We start from the raw sequence: 16,693 nt of genomic DNA, 5'->3' as shown, positions 1-16,693 counted from the left end.
CCCGTTTCACGCGAACACAGATCCAAACGGGGAAGCAGTCCCCGCTTATTTCCCACCCGGGAAACTCTCGATGTGAACTGAGTCACACCCACGCGGACGTCCGCCGCCGCCTCTCCCCTCTCCCCTCCCTCCCTCCCGCCCGGAAACCGCACGATCGGCCCCTCCAACGCGCGTCCGCGTACCCCGCGACAGAGGGTGATCGAAAGGGTGCAGCCGGAGACCGGCGGCTGCCGTGTGGAGCGGAGGTCCCCCGCATGCAGTCGCAGTCGACCAGCAGCCGGATATCCCCGCGCCGACTGGCCGCCCTGGCGTCCGTGACCGCTTTGACCCTCACCGCCATACCCTCGGCCGGCAACGGCCACCTCTCCCCGTACACCTCGGCCCCCGGCGCCGGCCCCAGCGCCCTGGCCCCCACCTCCTCACACGGCCCGTGCATGATCAGCAGCGCCCGCGAGGTGCAGATGTCGGAGGGCATCCCCACGGAAGCCGGCTACGCCCGCTCCACCGGCACCGTCCGCGCCCTCACCCTCATGATCGACTTCTCGGACGCCCCCGGCGAGGGCGATGCCCTCGACCGCTACCGGGAGTTCTTCCCGCAGACGCAGGAGTGGTTCCGGACCAGTTCCTACGGCCGCCTCGACTACCGCCCCGAGCTGCCGATATCCGGCTGGCTGCGGATGCCCAAGTCGTTCCGGGACTACGGCATAGAGCGCGGCGCCCCCTTCGACCCCGACTACCGCGAACTGGTCCGGGACCTCGTGGCGGAGGCGGATCCGAAGGTGGACTTCGGTGCGTACGACCTGGTGAACGTACTGGTGACCCCGAACGCGGGGCCCTCCGCCCTGGACACGGTCCTGTCGGTGACCTTCGCCGGCAACGCGGAGGCCCCGACGGCGGACGGCGTCCCCGTCGCCAACGCGTCGTTCGTCTACTCCCGCCAGGACGACGGTTCCGGCTCCCTGGACCGCACGGGTTACCGCGTCCTCCCCCACGAGAACAGCCACGTCTTCGGCCTGCCCGACCTCTACACGGCCGAGGGCGGTGGCGCCGTGGGCCACTGGGACATCATGAGCGAGGACTGGGGCGCCAACAACGACCTGCTCGGCTGGCACAAGTGGAAACTGGGCTGGCTGGACGCGCCCCAGGTGCACTGCGCGGCGGGCAAGGGCACCAGCGAGCACACCCTGACGCCGCTGGCCGAGTCGGGCGGCCCGAAACTCGTCTTCCTCCCGCTGGACACCGGCTCCGGCTACGCCGTCGAGTTCCGTACCCGGGCGGGCAACGACGAGGCGGTGTGCCGCCCCGGCGTCCTCATCTACAAGGTCGACGCGGACGTCGACACCGGAATGGGTCCCGTCACCGTCTACGACTCCCGCCGGGGCAGCGGCGGCTGCACCCGTAGCCCCAACGTCCACGCGGAACTCTCCGACGCCACCTTCACCCCCGGCGAGACCTTCATCGACCGCAAGGCGGGAATCCGCGTCAAGGTGCTGGAGCCGACCACCCCGAACACGGACTCGGCCTTTGACACGGGCTCCGGTTCCGGCTCCGGATCGGGCTCGAGAACGCCGGAGTACCGAGTGCGGATCACCCGAGGCTGAACCCTCGTCCGAGGCCCTCGCGGATGCCCGGCCGGGCGGGCGGGGGCTCACTTCCACCGTCGGAAAACAGGCGGCGCGGAAAGGAAGCGGGCAGCGAACGGGCACCGTTCCGGGCGGACCGGGTGAGGATCATGCTCCGTTTTTGGCCGAAGAAGGCCCCTGTCTGCGGGAACAGGCCCCGCGAAGCGGGCACATCCGGTCACGGAACGCATGACGTTTTGCCTGGTCATAACCCTGGGCGTAGCCATAAATAGTCCGCAAGAGTCCGAACGGACGGACTCTGTGGGGCGCGATCGCGCCACACCGGAAACGGCCCGACCGGGTGTCGGCCTGAGTCGTGCAGGGGGGTGTCACCGTGGACGCCGAAGAACGCCGACGCTCCATCCTGGAAGTGACGCGCCGGGACGGCTCGGTGGACGTCGCCAGGACGGCCGCCGACCTGGGCATCTCCAAGGAAACCGTACGGCGCGACCTGAACCTGCTGGCGGCTCACGGGCTGGTGCGACGGACCCACGGCGGCGCCTACCCCGTCGAGAGCGCCGGTTTCGAGACGACGCTCTCCTACCGCACCACCAGCCAGGTCAGGGAGAAGTCGCGGATCGCCGCCGCAGCCGTGGAGCTGCTCGGTGACGCGAAGACGGTGTACATCGACGAGGGCTACACCCCGCAGCTCATCGCCGCCGGCCTGCCGCGCGACCGGCCGCTGACCGTGATCACCTCCTCCCTCGCCGCGGCCGGCACCCTGGCCTCCGTCGAGAACATCACCGTGCTGCTGCTCGGAGGCCGCGTCCGCGGCGCCACGCTGGCGACCGTCGACCACTGGGTGACCCACACGCTGTCCGACCTCGTCATCGACCTGGCCTACGTCGGCGCGAACGGCATCTCCCGCCAATGGGGGCTCACCACTCCGAACCCCGCGGTGAGCGATGTGAAGACACGGGTCATGGCCGTTTCCCGACGCCGGGTGTTCTCGGGCGTCCACAGCAAGTTCGGAGCGGCCAGCTTCTGCCGTTTCGCCGGGATCGGGGACCTGGAGGCGATCGTCACCGACACCGGGCTCCCCGCCTCCGAAGCCCGTCGCTACGTCCTCCTGGGACCACAGGTCATCCGGGCCTGACCCGCGGCTCTCCCCTCCACACACGCCACGCACCACCCACCACGCACCACTCACCACGCACTCGCCACTCGCCCGACCGGGCGCGGGCCTTCCACGCCCTCGAACACCTCTGGAGCCAACCATGCCCACCCACCAGACCACCCGAGTCCGGAGAACCACCCGCGCCGTGCTCGTCGCCGTCTCCGCCGGTTCACTGCTGGCCGCGTGCAGCGGGGCCGGCGGGTCGAGTTCGGAAGCCGGAGGCGAGAGCATCAACGTCCTCATGGTCGGCAACCCGCAGATGGAGGACATAGCGAAGCTGACGAAGGACACCTTCACCAAGGACACCGGCATCAAGGTCAACTTCACGATCCTTCCCGAGAACGAACTGCGCGACAAGGTCACCCAGGACATCGCCACCCAGGCCGGCCAGTACGACGTCGCCACCATCGGCGCCTACGAGGTGCCCATCTGGAACGAGAACGGCTGGCTGCAGGAGCTGAGCTCCTACGCCGAGAAGGACTCCGCCTTCGACAAGGACGACCTGCTCAAGCCCATGGTCCAGTCCCTGTCCGGCGACGACGACAAGCTGTACGCGCTTCCGTTCTACGGCGAGTCGTCCTTCCTCATGTACAACAAGGAGGTCATGGCGGAGAAGGGCATCACCGTGCCCGAGAGGCCGACCTGGCAGCAGATCGCCGACATCGCCGCCGAGGCCGACGGCGCGCGCCCCGGTATGAAGGGCATCTGTCTGCGCGGCCTGGCCGGCTGGGGCGAACTCGGCGCGTCACTGTCGACCGTGGTCAACACCTTCGGCGGCACCTGGTTCACCGAGGACTGGAAGGCCCAGGTCAACAGCGCCGAGTTCAAGAAGGCGACCGACTTCTACGTCGATCTGGTCAGGAAGCACGGTCAGTCGGGCGCCGCGCAGTCCGGGTTCACCGAGTGCCTCAACGCGATGAGCCAGGGCAAGGTCGCGATGTGGTACGACGCGACCAGTGCGGCGGGACCGCTGGAGGACCCCAGCTCCAGCAAGATCGCGGGCAAGGTCGGCTACGCCTACGCGCCGGTGGACAGGACGGACAGCTCCGGCTGGCTGTGGACCTGGGCGTGGGCGATGCCGAAGACCACCAAGAAGGCCGACGCCGCCTCGAAGTTCATGCTCTGGGCGTCCGGCAAGGAGTACGAGAAGCTCGTCGGCGAGAAGCTGGGCTGGTCGCGCGTTCCCGCCGGGAAGCGGGCCAGCACCTATGAGATCCCCCAGTACAAGGAGGCGTCGGCGGCCTTCGGCGACATCACCGTCAAGTCCATCGAGCAGGCGAACCCGACGAACCCCGGTGTGCAGCCGCGGCCCACGGTGGGCGTCCAGTTCGTGGCCGTCCCCGAGTTCCAGGACCTCGGCACCAAGGTGACGCAGGACATCTCCGCGGCCATCGCGGGCAAGACCAGCGTGGACAAGGCCCTGGACAACGGCCAGAAGCTCGCGGAGGAAGTCGCCAAGAACTACCGGTGACTCCCCCGGTGACTCTCCGGTGACTCCTCCCGCCCGTCGGACACCGGAGACCTGACGGGCAGCGTCCGCCCCCGTCGCGGTGCCCGGCACGCACTCCCACCGCATCGGCGGACGCTGCCCGTCAGCCCTCGGCCGACCGGGCACCGCTTCCCCATCCCCGGCCGCGATCGGCTGCGACCGGCCGGCTCAAGGACCCCTCATGACCACGCTCACTCCCGCACCCCGAGCGGTGCGCACAGACCCTCCGCACCGGCCAGGCAAGCGGGAAACACCGCACAGATGGCGGCGGCGCATCCCCCTGCTGCCGGCGCTGGTCTTCACGATCGTCGTGACCCAGCTGCCGTTCGTGGCCACGCTCGTCATCTCGACCTTCCAGTGGAACATCCTCAAGCCGGGCGAACGGCACTTCACCGGCCTGTCCAACTACGGCTTCGTCTTCACCGACGAGAGGCTGCGCACGGCGGTACTGAACACCATCGTGCTCACCGCTTCGGTGGTGATCCTCAGTGTGGTCCTCGGACTGGGGCTGGCGCTCCTCCTCGACCGCCGCTTCCCCGGCCGGGGACTGGCCCGCACCCTGCTCATCACACCGTTCCTGGTGATGCCCGTCGCCGCCGCGCTGCTGTGGAAGCACGCCATCTACAACCCCGACTACGGCCTCCTCAACGGCACCCTCAACGCGGTGTACCGCCTCTTCGGAGCCGAGAACGGCCCCACCGTCGACTGGGTGTCGAACTCCGCGATGCCGGCCGTCGTCGTCGCGCTGGTGTGGCAGTGGACCCCGTTCATGATGCTCATCCTGCTGGCCGGGCTCCAGGCCCAGCCCGGCGACGTGCTGGAGGCCGCCCGGGTCGACGGCGCCTCGGCCCGGCAGACCTTCCGTCACATCACCCTGCCCCACCTGCGGCAGTACATCGAACTGGGCGTCCTGCTCGGCACCATCTACGTCGTGCAGACCTTCGACGCGGTCTTCACCATCACCCAGGGCGGCCCCGGCTCGCAGACCACCAACCTCCCCTACGAGATCTACCTGACCATGTTCCGCAAGTACGAGTACGGCGAGGCGGCCGCCGCCGGCGTGGTCGTGGTGATCGGTTCCATCGTCGTCGCCACGTTCGCCCTGCGCACCATCGCGTCGCTGTTCCGCGAGGAGGTCTCCCGGTGACCACCACCCAAGCGGCGCCGGCCGCCGCTCCCGCGGCCGGGCTCAAGAAGTTCCTCCGCCGCAAGGGCGACCAGGGCGGTCAGGGCGACTCACCGCGGCTGAGCCCGGTGTGGGCCTTCGTCGCCTGGCTCGCCACCCTGGTCTTCTTCGCCCCGGTGGCCTGGATGGTGCTGACCAGCTTCCACCAGGAGGCCGACGCCGCCACCAACCCGCCCAGCCTGCTCGCGCCCTTCACCCTGGACCAGTACGAACTGCTGCTGGGCCGGGACATCACGCCGTACCTTCTCAACTCGGCCATGGCGAGCGTCATTTCGACGCTCCTCGTCCTCGCCCTGTCGATTCCGGCGGCCTACGCGCTGTCCATCAAGCCGGTCGAGAAGTGGACCGACGTGATGTTCTTCTTCCTGTCGACGAAGTTCCTGCCCGTCATCGCGGCGCTGCTGCCGGTGTACCTGATCGCCAAGGACGCCGGGATGCTGGACAACGTCTGGACGCTGATCGTCCTCTACACCGCCATGAACCTGCCGATCGCGGTGTGGATGATGCGCTCCTTCCTCGCCGAAGTCCCCAAGGAGATCCTGGAGGCCGCCGAGGTCGACGGCGCCGGACTCCCCACCGTGCTGCTGCGCATCGTCGCCCCCGTCGCCATGCCCGGCGTCGCCGCCACCGCGCTGATCTGCTTCATCTTCAGCTGGAACGAGTTCCTGTTCGCCGTCAACCTCACCGCCACCAACGCCTCCACCGCCCCGGTGTTCCTCGTCGGGTTCATCACCAACGAGGGCCTCTTCCTCGCCCGTCTGTGCGCCGCCGCCACCCTGGTGTCCCTGCCCGTCCTCATCGCCGGCTGGGCCGCCCAGGACAAGCTGGTCCGCGGTCTGTCCCTAGGAGCAGTCAAGTGAAAGCCGCCCTCATCGAAGCCCCCGGCAAGGTCACCGTCACCACGGTCCCCGACCCCACCCCGGGACCTCGCGACGTCGTGGTGGACGTGGCCGCCTGCGGGCTGTGCGGGACGGACCTGCACATCCTCCAGGGCGAGTTCGCGCCGAAGCTGCCCATCGTCCCCGGCCACGAGTTCGCCGGGGAGGTCGTCGGCGTCGGCAGCGCGGTGACCGAACTCTCCGTCGGCGACCGGGTCGCCGTGGACCCCTCCCTGTACTGCAACGAGTGCCGCTACTGCCGCCACGGCCGCAACAACCTCTGCGAGAGGTGGGCCGCGATCGGCGTCACCGTCACCGGCGGCGCCGCGGAGTACGCCGTCGCCCCCGTCGCCAACTGCGTCAAGCTGCCCGACCACGTCGAAACGGCCGACGCCGCCCTCATCGAACCGCTGTCCTGCGCGGTCCGCGGATACGACGTGCTCAACGCCAAGGTGGGAGCGCATGTGCTCATCTACGGCAGCGGCACCATGGGCCTGATGATGCTGGAGCTCGCCAAACGCACCGGCGCCGCCTCCGTGGACGTCATCGACGTCAACCCCGAACGCCTCGCCACCGCCGAGAAGCTGGGCTGCTCGAGGGCGGCCGCCTCGGCGGAGGAGTTCCAGCGGCCGAACGGCTGGGAGGTCGTCATCGACGCGACCGGCAACGCGGCCGCCATCCAGGACGGCCTGGACCGCGTGGCCAAGGCCGGCACCTTCCTGCAGTTCGGCGTCGCCGACTACGCGACCCGCGTGACGATCGACCCGTACCGCATCTACAACCAGGAGATCACCATCACCGGCTCCATGGCCGTCCTGCACAGCTTCGAACGCGCCGCGGACCTCTTCGCCACCGGAGTACTCGACCCGGACGTCTTCATCAGCGACCGCATCCCACTCGACCGCTACCCGGAGGCACTGGCCCAGTTCGCAGCGGGCCAGGGCCGAAAGATCCTCATCACACCCTGACGGGGACGAGTGGGGCGGGCGGGGCCCGGGCGGGACACCCTGCCATCCCGGGCCCCGCCCCCACTCCCTGCCCTATACCGACGACCCTCACCGGCACGTATCCGCTACGCTGTCCCTGGTCGGTCATCGGTACGCCGCGCCACGCAACCGAGCAAGACCGCGGAGCACCGCGCACCATGTCCGACCAGTGGGCTCACCTCCTCACGGGGGACGCCCTCGCCTTCGTAGCTCAGGGGATAGAGCACCGCTCTCCTAAAGCGGGTGTCGCAGGTTCGAATCCTGCCGGGGGCACCAGCGCGAAGGCCCCGGACCGATCACGGTCCGGGGCCTTCGACATCCACGTCTGACATCAACGAGGACGGTCACCGACGACCGGGACGCCTCTTCCTGAGCAGCCGGTCCATGGGGCTCATGGCCTCGCGCTGCGTGTCCTGCACGACGTGCGTGTAGACATCCATGGTGATGCTGATCTGGGAGTGCCCCAGGATCTCCATCACCACGCGGGGTGCGACCCCGGCCACCGTGAAGAGTGTGGCCGCGCCGTGCCGGGCGTCGTGCAGCCGGATCACCCGGAGGCCGGCGGACCGGGCGACGCGGGTGAAGGACCGGTAGACGTTCCGCGGCTCGATCGGGCGGCCGGTGCGGGTGGTGAAGACGTAGCCCGACTCGCGCCAGGTCTCCCCCGCTGAGGAGGCTCGACGAGCCTGGCGACGTTCCGCGTGATCAGCTCCTCGCGGCACGCCGAGGACAGCGCCGAACGCAGCACGCGGTGTGCCTCCTTGGCCGTCGCCGCAGTGGTCTTCTCCTCCAGGCGGACCAGGAAGCGGCGCACGGCGGCGACGCCCAGCGATTCGAGCCGCTTCGCGCCGAGGAGCGGCACCAGGTAGAGCCGGACGTGCGCTTCGCACTTGTCGTACGTGCTGAGCTTGCGCCGGGGTTTGATGACGTTGTCCGGCCAGTACGGCAGCCACTCGGCGAGCCTGGCCGACCGGGTCGGCACGGGCACGCCCTGGTCGACCTTGTCGAGCAGTTCCCGACGCTTGGCATCGCACTCGGCCCAGGTCTTGCCGTAGGCGAACTTGCGGGCACGGGTGCCGTCCGGCTGGAGGACGTGGACCGCGCACTGAAAGCGGCCGTCCTTGCGCTTGGTGATGGTGCCGGCGCCGTTGGGGTTCCGCTTGCGCTGATGGCCCATCAGGCCACCGCCTCCAGTTCGTCGGCGGGGGTCCTGGCCGTGGGCCTCGTTGCCGGTCACCCCTGGTCGCGCTCCTGGGCGAGAACGGCGTACACCAGCAAGTTCCGTTGGTAGCCGCCGCGTTCGCGGTCGTACGGGGGCGCGCAGGTGACCAGGGTCAGGACCGGCCGTCCGTGGCGCCGGAACACCTCGTCGGGGAGCCTGTCCTTGTCGACCACCTCGCGGGCCGTCACCTTGTACCTCACGGGGGGCGCATCCTCGCGGGTGACGGTCGCGTCGTCGCCCTTCCGGACCTCGTACAGCTTGGCGAAAGCACCCAGGTCGCCGGTGCGGTGGTCCACATGGCCGATGAGGACGGCGGATCCGGCGGGGGCGCCCGGCGCGGGGCCGTAGCGGTACCAGCCGGCTTGCCCCACGCTGTCGGGGATCTCCACCGTTCCGTCGTCCTTGACGCCGACGTCCTGGAGCCGGGCGTCCAGAGAGACCCGTGGGACGCGCAGCGCCGTCGGCTCGGGTACGGGGCCGGACGCGTTCTCCGTCTCGCCCGGCCCACTGTCGTGGACCCCGGCCGAGGGCCTGGCCGTGGGCTCCTGGGCCCTCGGCCGGGTGCCGAAGTCCGACGGCACCGAGGCTCCGGACGGCCACAGCGACCAGAACAGCAGCGCCGCCAGGACGACGGCGACCACCGCGGCGGCCTTGACGGCCGCCGCGGAGGGCCGCCCGCCCCTGGGGGAGGGAGGCATGGCCGTCAGTCGCTCCGGGTGTACCGGCGGCGGGCGGCCAGCAGACCGGCGACCGCGACGGCACCCGTGGCGCCCCAGGCGAGCCAGAGGGTGGCGGACTCGTTGTCGGCGGCCATCGCGCCGCTCTCACCGGCGTTCACACCGCGCGGCGCGGACTCCATGCTGCTGATCGTCTGCGTCTTCAGCGCGAGATTCTTGTCCTTGGCGCTGCCCCAGGCGTAGACGACCGTGTTGGCGCCCTCGGCGAGGTCGAGGTCGGCAGGGCCGATGACCACGGTGTCGGTCCCGGCCAGGACGACATCGGCGTTCACCGTGCCGGCGGGCACCTCGAGCGACTTTTCGTTCGGGTTGGTCAGGCCCTCGATGATCGGTTTGCCGCCCGCGCGGACGTCCACGGCGGGTGCCGCGGCCACGTGACGGACGGTCAGCCGCGACTGGCCGGCCGGGACCTTGGAGGTGTCGTTGACGAACGCGGTGAGCACGGGGGTGCCCTGTGCGTCGAGGTGGGCTGCGAGCGTGGCGTTCGCCCCGGCCGGGATCTCGACGCTCTTCCGGATGGCGGGCTCGCCGTCGGGGCCCTTGCCGTCGGCGAAGACCTCGATGTCGTAGGTGCCCGGGTCCAGGGACCAGGGTGCGGTCAGGGTGCCGGGCTTGAAGTCGGGAAGCAGCTCGTTCCCGTTGGCGTACACGTCGACGGTGAGGCCCGGAACGCCGTGGAAGACGGACACGGACGCCTTGCCGTCCTCCTGCGCCGCACCCTCCGCGGAGGCGGGGACGGCCACGGCGAGGGACAGGACGCAGGCACTGGCGGTGGCGGTGGCGATCTTCCTGCTGCGCGAGTTCGTCATCGGAACTCCCTTCGTGGGGACCCCGGTCACACACGTGGGGCCCGGCTTCCGGGTGAGCGGCTTCTCGGATGCATCGCGCGACGAGTTCTTCGGCCGGGTGTCCAGCGACCCCTCACCGGCGTCCGGCGACCGTCGTGCTGTCGCACGCGGCCGCGGTCGGTGTCGCGGGTGCTGTCGGGAGTGGCGCCGCTGGTGAGGTCAGCTGTGCTGTCGGAAGTGAGGGCGGGCTACCCGGGCGGGTCCCTGAACGGGGCCCAGCACTTCGGTCCCGGCCGCCGCGAGGCGACGCAGGCGCTCTTCATCGAGCAGCCTGCTCCTTGTGACGTCCGGTCCACTATGGGACATCACCCGGCAGCGCGCCACTTGTGCCTCGTATGCCCCAACCGGAAACGGCACGCCGACCTGGCCGACCCCGGGCCGGCTCGGGCCCGGCGGACGGCCCGAGCCCTGGGCGAGGCCCGCGGCCGGAGCCGCTGGACCGTCGGCGGCGTCGACGGACGTGCGATACGAGTCGCGCGAAAAATCTTCGCCCACCTCTGCATGGCCTTGAGCCGGGGGTGGCCGACGATCTTCACCGGTACGGAAACCTTGCCCGGGCGAACCGTAGACGTGCGCCAGGGGCGGGGCAGCCGGCGTGGCCCTCGTCGTCGATCTCCAGCCCGGCGCCCGGTGGCTGCCAGGGACCGCTCCGATCATCGTCGACGTCCACGGCTGTACGGACCACACCGAGAGGGACGATCGCCCCATCCCTCTGGGAAGAGGGAAGCGTTCGGCTTGTCGGCCTCAGGCCGTCTGCCCCCAGCCGAAGTGCGCCCACACCGAACATCGCGGAAAGTGGAAACCGGGAAGGGAGCGTTCCGTGAGCCGTTGGTGTGGACACGACCCCTGGCACCACTATGTCCACATTCGCACCCGCCACCCCGTGGCTGCTGTCCGGCACCCCATCCTTACGCACCGCCGCCGGAGCCTCGCGCCCGCGCCGCAGTTGCGGAGGAAACCGCGGAGGAAATCAGGGACCACCTGCGACAGCTCCAGGAGGAGATCGCCAGGCTTCGGCGGGACGTGGATGAGCTGAGGCGCCGGTCCGGCAAGCCGGAGCAGTGACCGTTGATCGTGGCGGCGGTGTGCCACGTCGCCCGGGGAGGGCCACCACCACGGCGACCGTCCCGTACAGCACCTCAAGAAAGCAGGCCCCCTCATGGCAGCCACGCCCGTCATGCAACTGCCAGTCATCAGCGAATGCGCGGCCGAGAGCTGCGCCTACAACCACGACCACACCTGCCACGCCGTGGCGATCACCGTAGGAGACGCCAGCACCCCCGTCTGTGACACGTTCATGAGCGCGGACATGGAGGGTGGAGAGCCGTCCGTCACCGGCCGGGTCGGCGCGTGCAAGATGGCCGACTGTCGGCACAACACCGGACTGGAGTGCCATGCCCCATCCATCACCGTCGGTTACGAGCACGAGCAAGTCGACTGCCTCACCTACGCGCGGGCCTGAGCGACGGGCGCAGCCATCGCGAACTGCCGGGGTTGCTGTGCAGCAGCGAAGTACAGCAACCCCGGCAACCGTCCCGATCCGGAAGCGCCCGCTGCGCGTGGTCGGCCTCCAGGGCCTGTCCTGCGGCTGAACCGCTACGCAGGGTCCGCCGGTGCCCGCAGCAGCGTGCCGCTCCGGACCGGCGGCTGGTCGCCGACGTCGCCCTCCACTTGCCACTCACGGCGGCCGGGACACATCGGAATGGGCCCCGGTACACCTGTCCGCCTTCACCAGTCCGGACCGTCGTCCTCATGGCCTAAGTCGGGGATTTACGGGCCAGCAGGGTCTGGACAACAGCATATCTGCATCCGCGGGGTGAGGATTTTACGAAACCGTGCGGGCAGTTTCCTTGCAGGAACGATCGGAGCAGAATTATTCAACTCACACGGACCGCCGCAACGTGCTACTGTCGGTCTCAGTTGCAGTTGTGGTTCCCGAATTCCAAGTTCTTCTCAGTCGGCTTCTGCGCCACTGGAAGCGCCTTTTGGCACCGGTCTTTTTCCGGGCGGGGTGATCATCGCGGCGACACGGCGTCCGTGCAGTGCGGATGCCGACTCACTGCCCCGAAGGAGACAAGACATGGCTACTGGCACCGTGAAGTGGTTCAACGCAGAAAAGGGCTTCGGCTTCATCGAGCAGGACGGCGGCGGCGCTGACGTGTTCGCCCACTACTCGAACATCGCCGCCCAGGGCTTCCGCGAGCTGCTCGAAGGCCAGAAGGTGAGCTTCGACATCGCGCAGGGCCAGAAGGGCCCGACGGCCGAGAACATCGTTCCCGCCTGACGTCGGCGCGCACTTACAGCTGGGGCCCGCATCCTTCGGGGTGCGGGCCCCAGCTGTATGCACTTCCCGTAGTGGTTTCGCCTGCGGGACGACTGCGAAGAATCCGCGGACTTACGCACACGGATTCCTTTTCGGGGAACCAGAAAATCTCCCCTCGATCACATTTTGGCGCACGATTTATTTTCGTTTCCCACTCGGCCCGTTCTTGCAATTCTCCATGCTGCGCACTGCTCGGGAATTCCTTGATATGCGCCGCATCGAGGAAGGTTCCGCATGAACCGCACACGCACGAACGACCGCTTCGCCCGCGCTCGGAACGGCAGCACCGCCCCCGGGAAGAACGGCAAACGGTTCGGCTCATCGTCCCCGAGCCGCTCCGGCGGACCGGTTCGTTCCCACGGTCACAGCCGCCGCCCCGCCGCGGTGCAGGGTGAGTTCGCCCTCCCGAAGACAATCACCCCCGCGCTTCCCGCCGCGGCGAGCTTCGCCGATCTCGCCATGCCCACGGAGCTGCTGGCCGCGCTCGGCTCCCAGGGCGTGACCGCCCCGTTCCCGATCCAGGCCGCGACGCTGCCGAACTCCCTCGCCGGCCGGGACGTTCTGGGCCGGGGGCGCACCGGTTCCGGCAAGACCCTCGCCTTCGGGCTGGCCCTGCTGGCCCGTACGGCCGGGCAGCGCGCCGAGGCCCGGCAGCCGCTGGGGCTGATCCTCGTACCGACGCGTGAGCTGGCGCAGCAGGTCACCGACGCGCTCACGCCGTACGCCCGCTCCGTGAAGCTGCGCCTGGCCACGGTGGTGGGAGGGATGCCGATCGGCAGGCAGGCCGGCGCGCTGCGCCGCGGCGTCGAGATCGTCGTCGCCACCCCCGGACGCCTCAAGGACCTCATCGAGCGCGGCGACTGCCGGCTGGACCAGGTCTTGGTCACCGTTCTCGACGAGGCGGACCAGATGGCCGACATGGGCTTCATGCCGCAGGTCACCGCCCTGCTCGACCAGGTTCGCCCCGGGGGTCAGCGCATGCTGTTCTCCGCCACTCTCGACCGCAACGTCGATCTGCTCGTGCGCCGCTACCTGAGCGACCCCGTCGTGCACTCCGTCGATCCGTCGGCCGGCGCGGTCACGACGATGGAGCACCATGTGCTCCACGTCCACGGCGCCGACAAACACGCGGCCGTCACCGAGATCGCCGCACGCGACGGCCGCGTGATCATGTTCCTGGACACCAAGCACGCCGTCGACCGCCTCACCGAGCACCTCCTGAACAGCGGGGTGCGGGCCGCCTCCCTCCACGGGGGCAAGTCGCAGCCGCAGCGCACCCGTACGCTGACGCAGTTCAAGAACGGACACGTCAGCGTGCTGGTGGCGACCAACGTCGCTGCGCGCGGCATTCACGTCGACAGCCTCGACCTCGTCGTCAACGTCGACCCTCCGACCGACCACAAGGACTACCTCCACCGCGGCGGCCGCACGGCCCGCGCCGGCGAGTCCGGCAGCGTCGTCACCCTGGTCACCCCGAACCAGCGCCGCGCCATGACCCGTCTCATGGCAATGGCCGGCATCGTCCCGCACACCACCCAGGTCCGCGCGGGCGCGGAGGCCCTGCACCGCATCACCGGTGCCCAGGCCCCCTCCGGCATCCCTGTCGTCATCACCGCACCGGTGGTCGAACGCCCCAAGCGTGGCGCCACCTCACGCGGTCGGCGCCGCTCCGTTTCGGCGACCCGGCGCGCGCCCGCACGACGGTCCGTCTCCGACGCGGCCTAGAACCGTCTTGATCAGGAAGCTGACACATCTCTGCAGGAGGCACCTCTTGACGCTGGTCCAGATGCATTCCCGCTCAACTAGCACCAACGCCGTGCCCAGAACGGTTGCCGATGCCATGGACTCGGCCGGGCCTCAGGTCTGGGACGCCATGACCGTCGAGGTGGCGCTGTCCGTCATGGCCGCCGCCCGCACGGGTCACCTCGTCGTCTGTGACGAGGACGGCCAGTACACCGACCTGGTCACCCAGGCCCGGCTCACCGCCGTGCGGGACAGTCCCGGATACACCGACCGGGTCCGCCTGCGCGACATCTCCGACGACGGCGGGCCCTTCGCCTTGCCGCTGACCACGGTGGCCGAAGCCGAGCACGCGATGCGCCACCGGCGGCTCGGGGCCCTGCCCGTGGTCGACGAGCACGGCAACGCCCTGGGCGTCGTCGCCCTCTCCCGCTGAACCGCCACACCATGGTCGGCCCCTTCCCCTTCTCCTTGTGAGGCATCATGCGTTGTGTCATCGCCCGCTTTCCGTTCGAGCTCACCAAGGGCGGCGTGCTGGAAGCGATGAAGGGCGTCAAACCCGAGCCGGTCACCGGCGACTCCGTGGTCATCGGGCGCCGCCACTATCCCGCCAAGCAGGTCGGCCAGGTCATCACCCGCCAGGACCGCCGTGATTTCAGCGACGGCGAAGTCCTCAGGGCCATGACCCGGCTCGGCTTCACCTGCCGCACTGTCCCCAAGGCCTCAGCGGCCTCAGCGGCCTCAGCGGCCTCAGCGGCCTCAGCGGCCTCAGCGGCCTCAGCGGCCTCAGCGGCGAGGATCGTCGACCCGCTCCAGCGGGCTTCCGCGATGCTTGGCGCCCCCATGTCCATCTGACCGACGGGAGAGGTGCGAGCCGGTACCAGGACAGCAGCGAAAGCCCGATTCGGCTTGTTTCCCCGACCTCGTCAGCCGGTCGAGCAGGTTGGCGCGATCTCTTACAGCGTCGCCGTCGGTCTGTGCCCTGCTCCGGGTGGCACACCCGCCCGGTTCCGCGGCCACAGCCGCGTCGGCCCGGCGCGAGGAGGGCGAGGGCGACCATGGTTCCGGGTGCTCCCACGAAGGACACCCGGTGAGCCGCGGCCTGCGCGCCCGGCACATCGCGTGCGGACCGGACGGTGAGACTCGATGGCCGGCCTGATCGTCGACACGGCAGCGCCGGTGCCCCGTCTCCTCGGACCGCCCTCCCAGGCCGGATCGCGATGCCCAGCCTGATCGGCTGCCGGCCGCGGGCCTGGTGGGCCACCGTCCGCTGTGCGGGTGCGGGTCAGGCGTCCGCCTTGTGGCTGGACCCGACCTCCCCGCGGCGCAGTTCGTCGTTGATGCGCCGGGCCTCTTCCAGCTGGTCTTCCAGGATGATGATGCGGCAGGCCGCCTCGATGGCGGTGCCCTGGTCGACCATCTCCCGGGCGCGGGCGGCGATGCGCAACTGATAGCGGGAGTAGCGACGGTGGCCGCCCTCGGAGCGCAGCGGCGTGATCAGCCGGGCCTCACCGAGGGCCCGCAGGAAGGCGGGCGTGGTACCGAGCATCTCCGCTGCTCGTCCCATGGTGTAAGCGGGGTAGTCGTCGTCGTCGATTGGGTCGAGCGGTGTGTCTGTGGTCATCTGCACCTCTGATGGGGAATGCGTCGAGGGGCCTTGGTGCCGTACGGCACCAAGGCCCCGAGGGATTTGTAACACCATCGACCGGCCTACTGCGATGCCGGCCTTCTGTTTCCGCACCGGCCCCCGACGGGGGGCGGAGAGTGCGGGGATCGCGGATGCGTGACCGTGGGACCACCTTCCGTTCCGGGGGCCTGCGGCACCCGGGCGGACCCTTCCCGCCCGGGCGATCCTGATGGCGTCCTCCTCCTTCTCTCTTTTTTCTGACGAACTTCTCACTCCTGCGTACTGCCGGCAGCCCTCCTGCGGCCACCAGGCCCGGCGGTCAGCGAGGGAGCCCGAAACCCTCTTTGGCCCCACCACTCCACCGCCGTGCCAGAACCTCTGTCTCCACGCGGGCAGTTCGTGTCTGCCACGCCTCACCGACTTCCTGGATACAGCAGACACGCTAACCTCACCGCGTACGCATGTCTACAGCAGACACGACAGATTTCAGCCCATGCGAGTGAAAGGTTTTACACCGGCGGCCCCTGTGCCGCCGCAGCCGCGCGGCTTCGGCTGGGGCATGACGCGTCGGAGCGGCGACCGCCCCCGACGGACGGTCGCCGTGCTGACACGGCGGGGCCGACAACGGTCACGACCGACGAGCGTCAGAGCGGGCCGCCCATACCCCTGGGGCGAATCCGCTGATCACCCCACGCGATAGGCGCACGGCTCCGGGCTTCGCACCCGACGTCGGTCCGCCGAGTGCGCCTTTGCCGTCGCCCTGAAGTCAAGCCGGGCGTTCCCCTTCACAAGCCCAACGGTTCTCCTCGAGGAGGGCCCGCCAGAACGGATTCAGCACACATGAGGCCTGCACCCCGACTTCATCAGTAGGTAGGCACACGTGGTCGGCGGATTCGCGGGCTGGCCTGCGAGAATGGC

14 protein-coding genes, 1 tRNA gene and 1 pseudogene are annotated in these 16,693 nt (G+C 69.6%); 12 read left to right on the top strand and 4 right to left on the bottom strand.

What is annotated here, in order from left to right; all coding sequences use genetic code 11:
• The first annotated feature begins 254 nt into the window (after positions 1-254).
• The 7 genes from JL475_RS16325 (at position 255) to JL475_RS16295 (ending at position 7,554) form a co-directional block, all read left to right on the top strand.
• On the top strand, positions 255-1,601 hold the full coding sequence (locus JL475_RS16325) for a M6 family metalloprotease domain-containing protein (protein WP_202278435.1): 1,347 nt from the start codon (positions 255-257) through the stop codon (positions 1,599-1,601).
• A gap of 355 nt (positions 1,602-1,956) precedes the next feature.
• Positions 1,957-2,718, top strand: coding sequence for a DeoR/GlpR family DNA-binding transcription regulator (locus JL475_RS16320; RefSeq protein ID WP_202278434.1), 762 nt, complete (start codon positions 1,957-1,959; stop codon positions 2,716-2,718).
• A 121-nt stretch (positions 2,719-2,839) separates the two neighbouring features.
• The gene (locus JL475_RS16315; RefSeq protein WP_202278433.1) at positions 2,840-4,210 is read left to right on the top strand and encodes a sugar ABC transporter substrate-binding protein; all 1,371 of its coding nucleotides are present in this window, start codon (positions 2,840-2,842) and stop codon (positions 4,208-4,210) included.
• Between the two features lie 199 nt (positions 4,211-4,409).
• Positions 4,410-5,375 carry a carbohydrate ABC transporter permease gene (locus JL475_RS16310; RefSeq protein WP_202278432.1) on the top strand — a complete coding sequence of 322 codons (966 nt, stop codon included), beginning with the start codon at positions 4,410-4,412 and terminating at the stop codon, positions 5,373-5,375.
• Between the two features lie 98 nt (positions 5,376-5,473).
• Positions 5,474-6,274 (top strand): carbohydrate ABC transporter permease, encoded by an 801-nt coding sequence (locus tag JL475_RS16305; RefSeq protein ID WP_237407320.1) that lies wholly within the window; start codon positions 5,474-5,476, stop codon positions 6,272-6,274.
• Complete coding sequence (locus JL475_RS16300) at positions 6,271-7,260, top strand: zinc-dependent alcohol dehydrogenase family protein (RefSeq protein ID WP_202278431.1); 990 nt, start codon at positions 6,271-6,273, stop codon at positions 7,258-7,260. The genes JL475_RS16305 and JL475_RS16300 overlap by 4 nt, the downstream gene beginning before the upstream one ends.
• Positions 7,261-7,478: 218 nt before the next feature.
• A tRNA-Arg gene (locus JL475_RS16295) sits at positions 7,479-7,554 on the top strand.
• Between the two features lie 68 nt (positions 7,555-7,622).
• Here JL475_RS16295 and JL475_RS16290 read toward each other — a convergent pair.
• From JL475_RS16290 to JL475_RS16280, 3 genes and pseudogenes are all read right to left on the bottom strand, one after another.
• A pseudogene (locus JL475_RS16290) lies at positions 7,623-8,455 on the bottom strand (tyrosine-type recombinase/integrase).
• A gap of 56 nt (positions 8,456-8,511) precedes the next feature.
• Complete coding sequence (locus JL475_RS16285) at positions 8,512-9,198, bottom strand: class F sortase (RefSeq protein WP_202278430.1); 687 nt, start codon at positions 9,196-9,198, stop codon at positions 8,512-8,514.
• A gap of 5 nt (positions 9,199-9,203) precedes the next feature.
• Positions 9,204-10,046: a DUF4397 domain-containing protein gene (locus JL475_RS16280; RefSeq protein WP_202278429.1), complete on the bottom strand. Its 843-nt coding sequence runs from the start codon at positions 10,044-10,046 to the stop codon at positions 9,204-9,206.
• Between the two features lie 1,198 nt (positions 10,047-11,244).
• Between JL475_RS16280 and JL475_RS16275 the strand changes: the two genes are divergently transcribed.
• The 5 genes from JL475_RS16275 to JL475_RS16255 all read left to right on the top strand — a co-directional run bounded on the left by JL475_RS16275 (position 11,245) and on the right by JL475_RS16255 (position 15,003).
• Positions 11,245-11,547 (top strand): DUF1540 domain-containing protein, encoded by a 303-nt coding sequence (locus JL475_RS16275; RefSeq protein ID WP_202278428.1) that lies wholly within the window; start codon positions 11,245-11,247, stop codon positions 11,545-11,547.
• Positions 11,548-12,165: 618 nt separating this feature from the next.
• Positions 12,166-12,369, top strand: a complete 204-nt coding sequence (locus JL475_RS16270) for a cold-shock protein (RefSeq protein WP_004986771.1) — start codon at positions 12,166-12,168, stop codon at positions 12,367-12,369.
• Between the two features lie 273 nt (positions 12,370-12,642).
• Entirely contained in the window at positions 12,643-14,133 is a 1,491-nt protein-coding gene (locus tag JL475_RS16265; protein WP_202278427.1) for a DEAD/DEAH box helicase, read from the top strand.
• A gap of 46 nt (positions 14,134-14,179) precedes the next feature.
• Positions 14,180-14,584 (top strand): CBS domain-containing protein, encoded by a 405-nt coding sequence (locus tag JL475_RS16260; RefSeq protein ID WP_202278426.1) that lies wholly within the window; start codon positions 14,180-14,182, stop codon positions 14,582-14,584.
• Positions 14,585-14,631: 47 nt separating this feature from the next.
• On the top strand, positions 14,632-15,003 hold the full coding sequence (locus JL475_RS16255; RefSeq protein WP_202278425.1) for an SCO5918 family protein: 372 nt from the start codon (positions 14,632-14,634) through the stop codon (positions 15,001-15,003).
• A gap of 430 nt (positions 15,004-15,433) precedes the next feature.
• Here the strand turns inward: JL475_RS16255 and JL475_RS16250 are convergent, their stop codons facing one another.
• Positions 15,434-15,772, bottom strand: coding sequence for a MerR family transcriptional regulator (locus tag JL475_RS16250; RefSeq protein WP_202278424.1), 339 nt, complete (start codon positions 15,770-15,772; stop codon positions 15,434-15,436).
• Between the last annotated feature and the right edge of the window lie 921 nt (positions 15,773-16,693).

The sequence above is a fragment of the Streptomyces sp. M2CJ-2 genome (assembly GCF_016757295.1).
GTDB lineage: Bacteria > Actinomycetota > Actinomycetes > Streptomycetales > Streptomycetaceae > Streptomyces.
The sequence above is the reverse complement of the archived record's forward strand: the minus strand, read 5'-3'. Positions and strand labels throughout refer to the sequence as shown.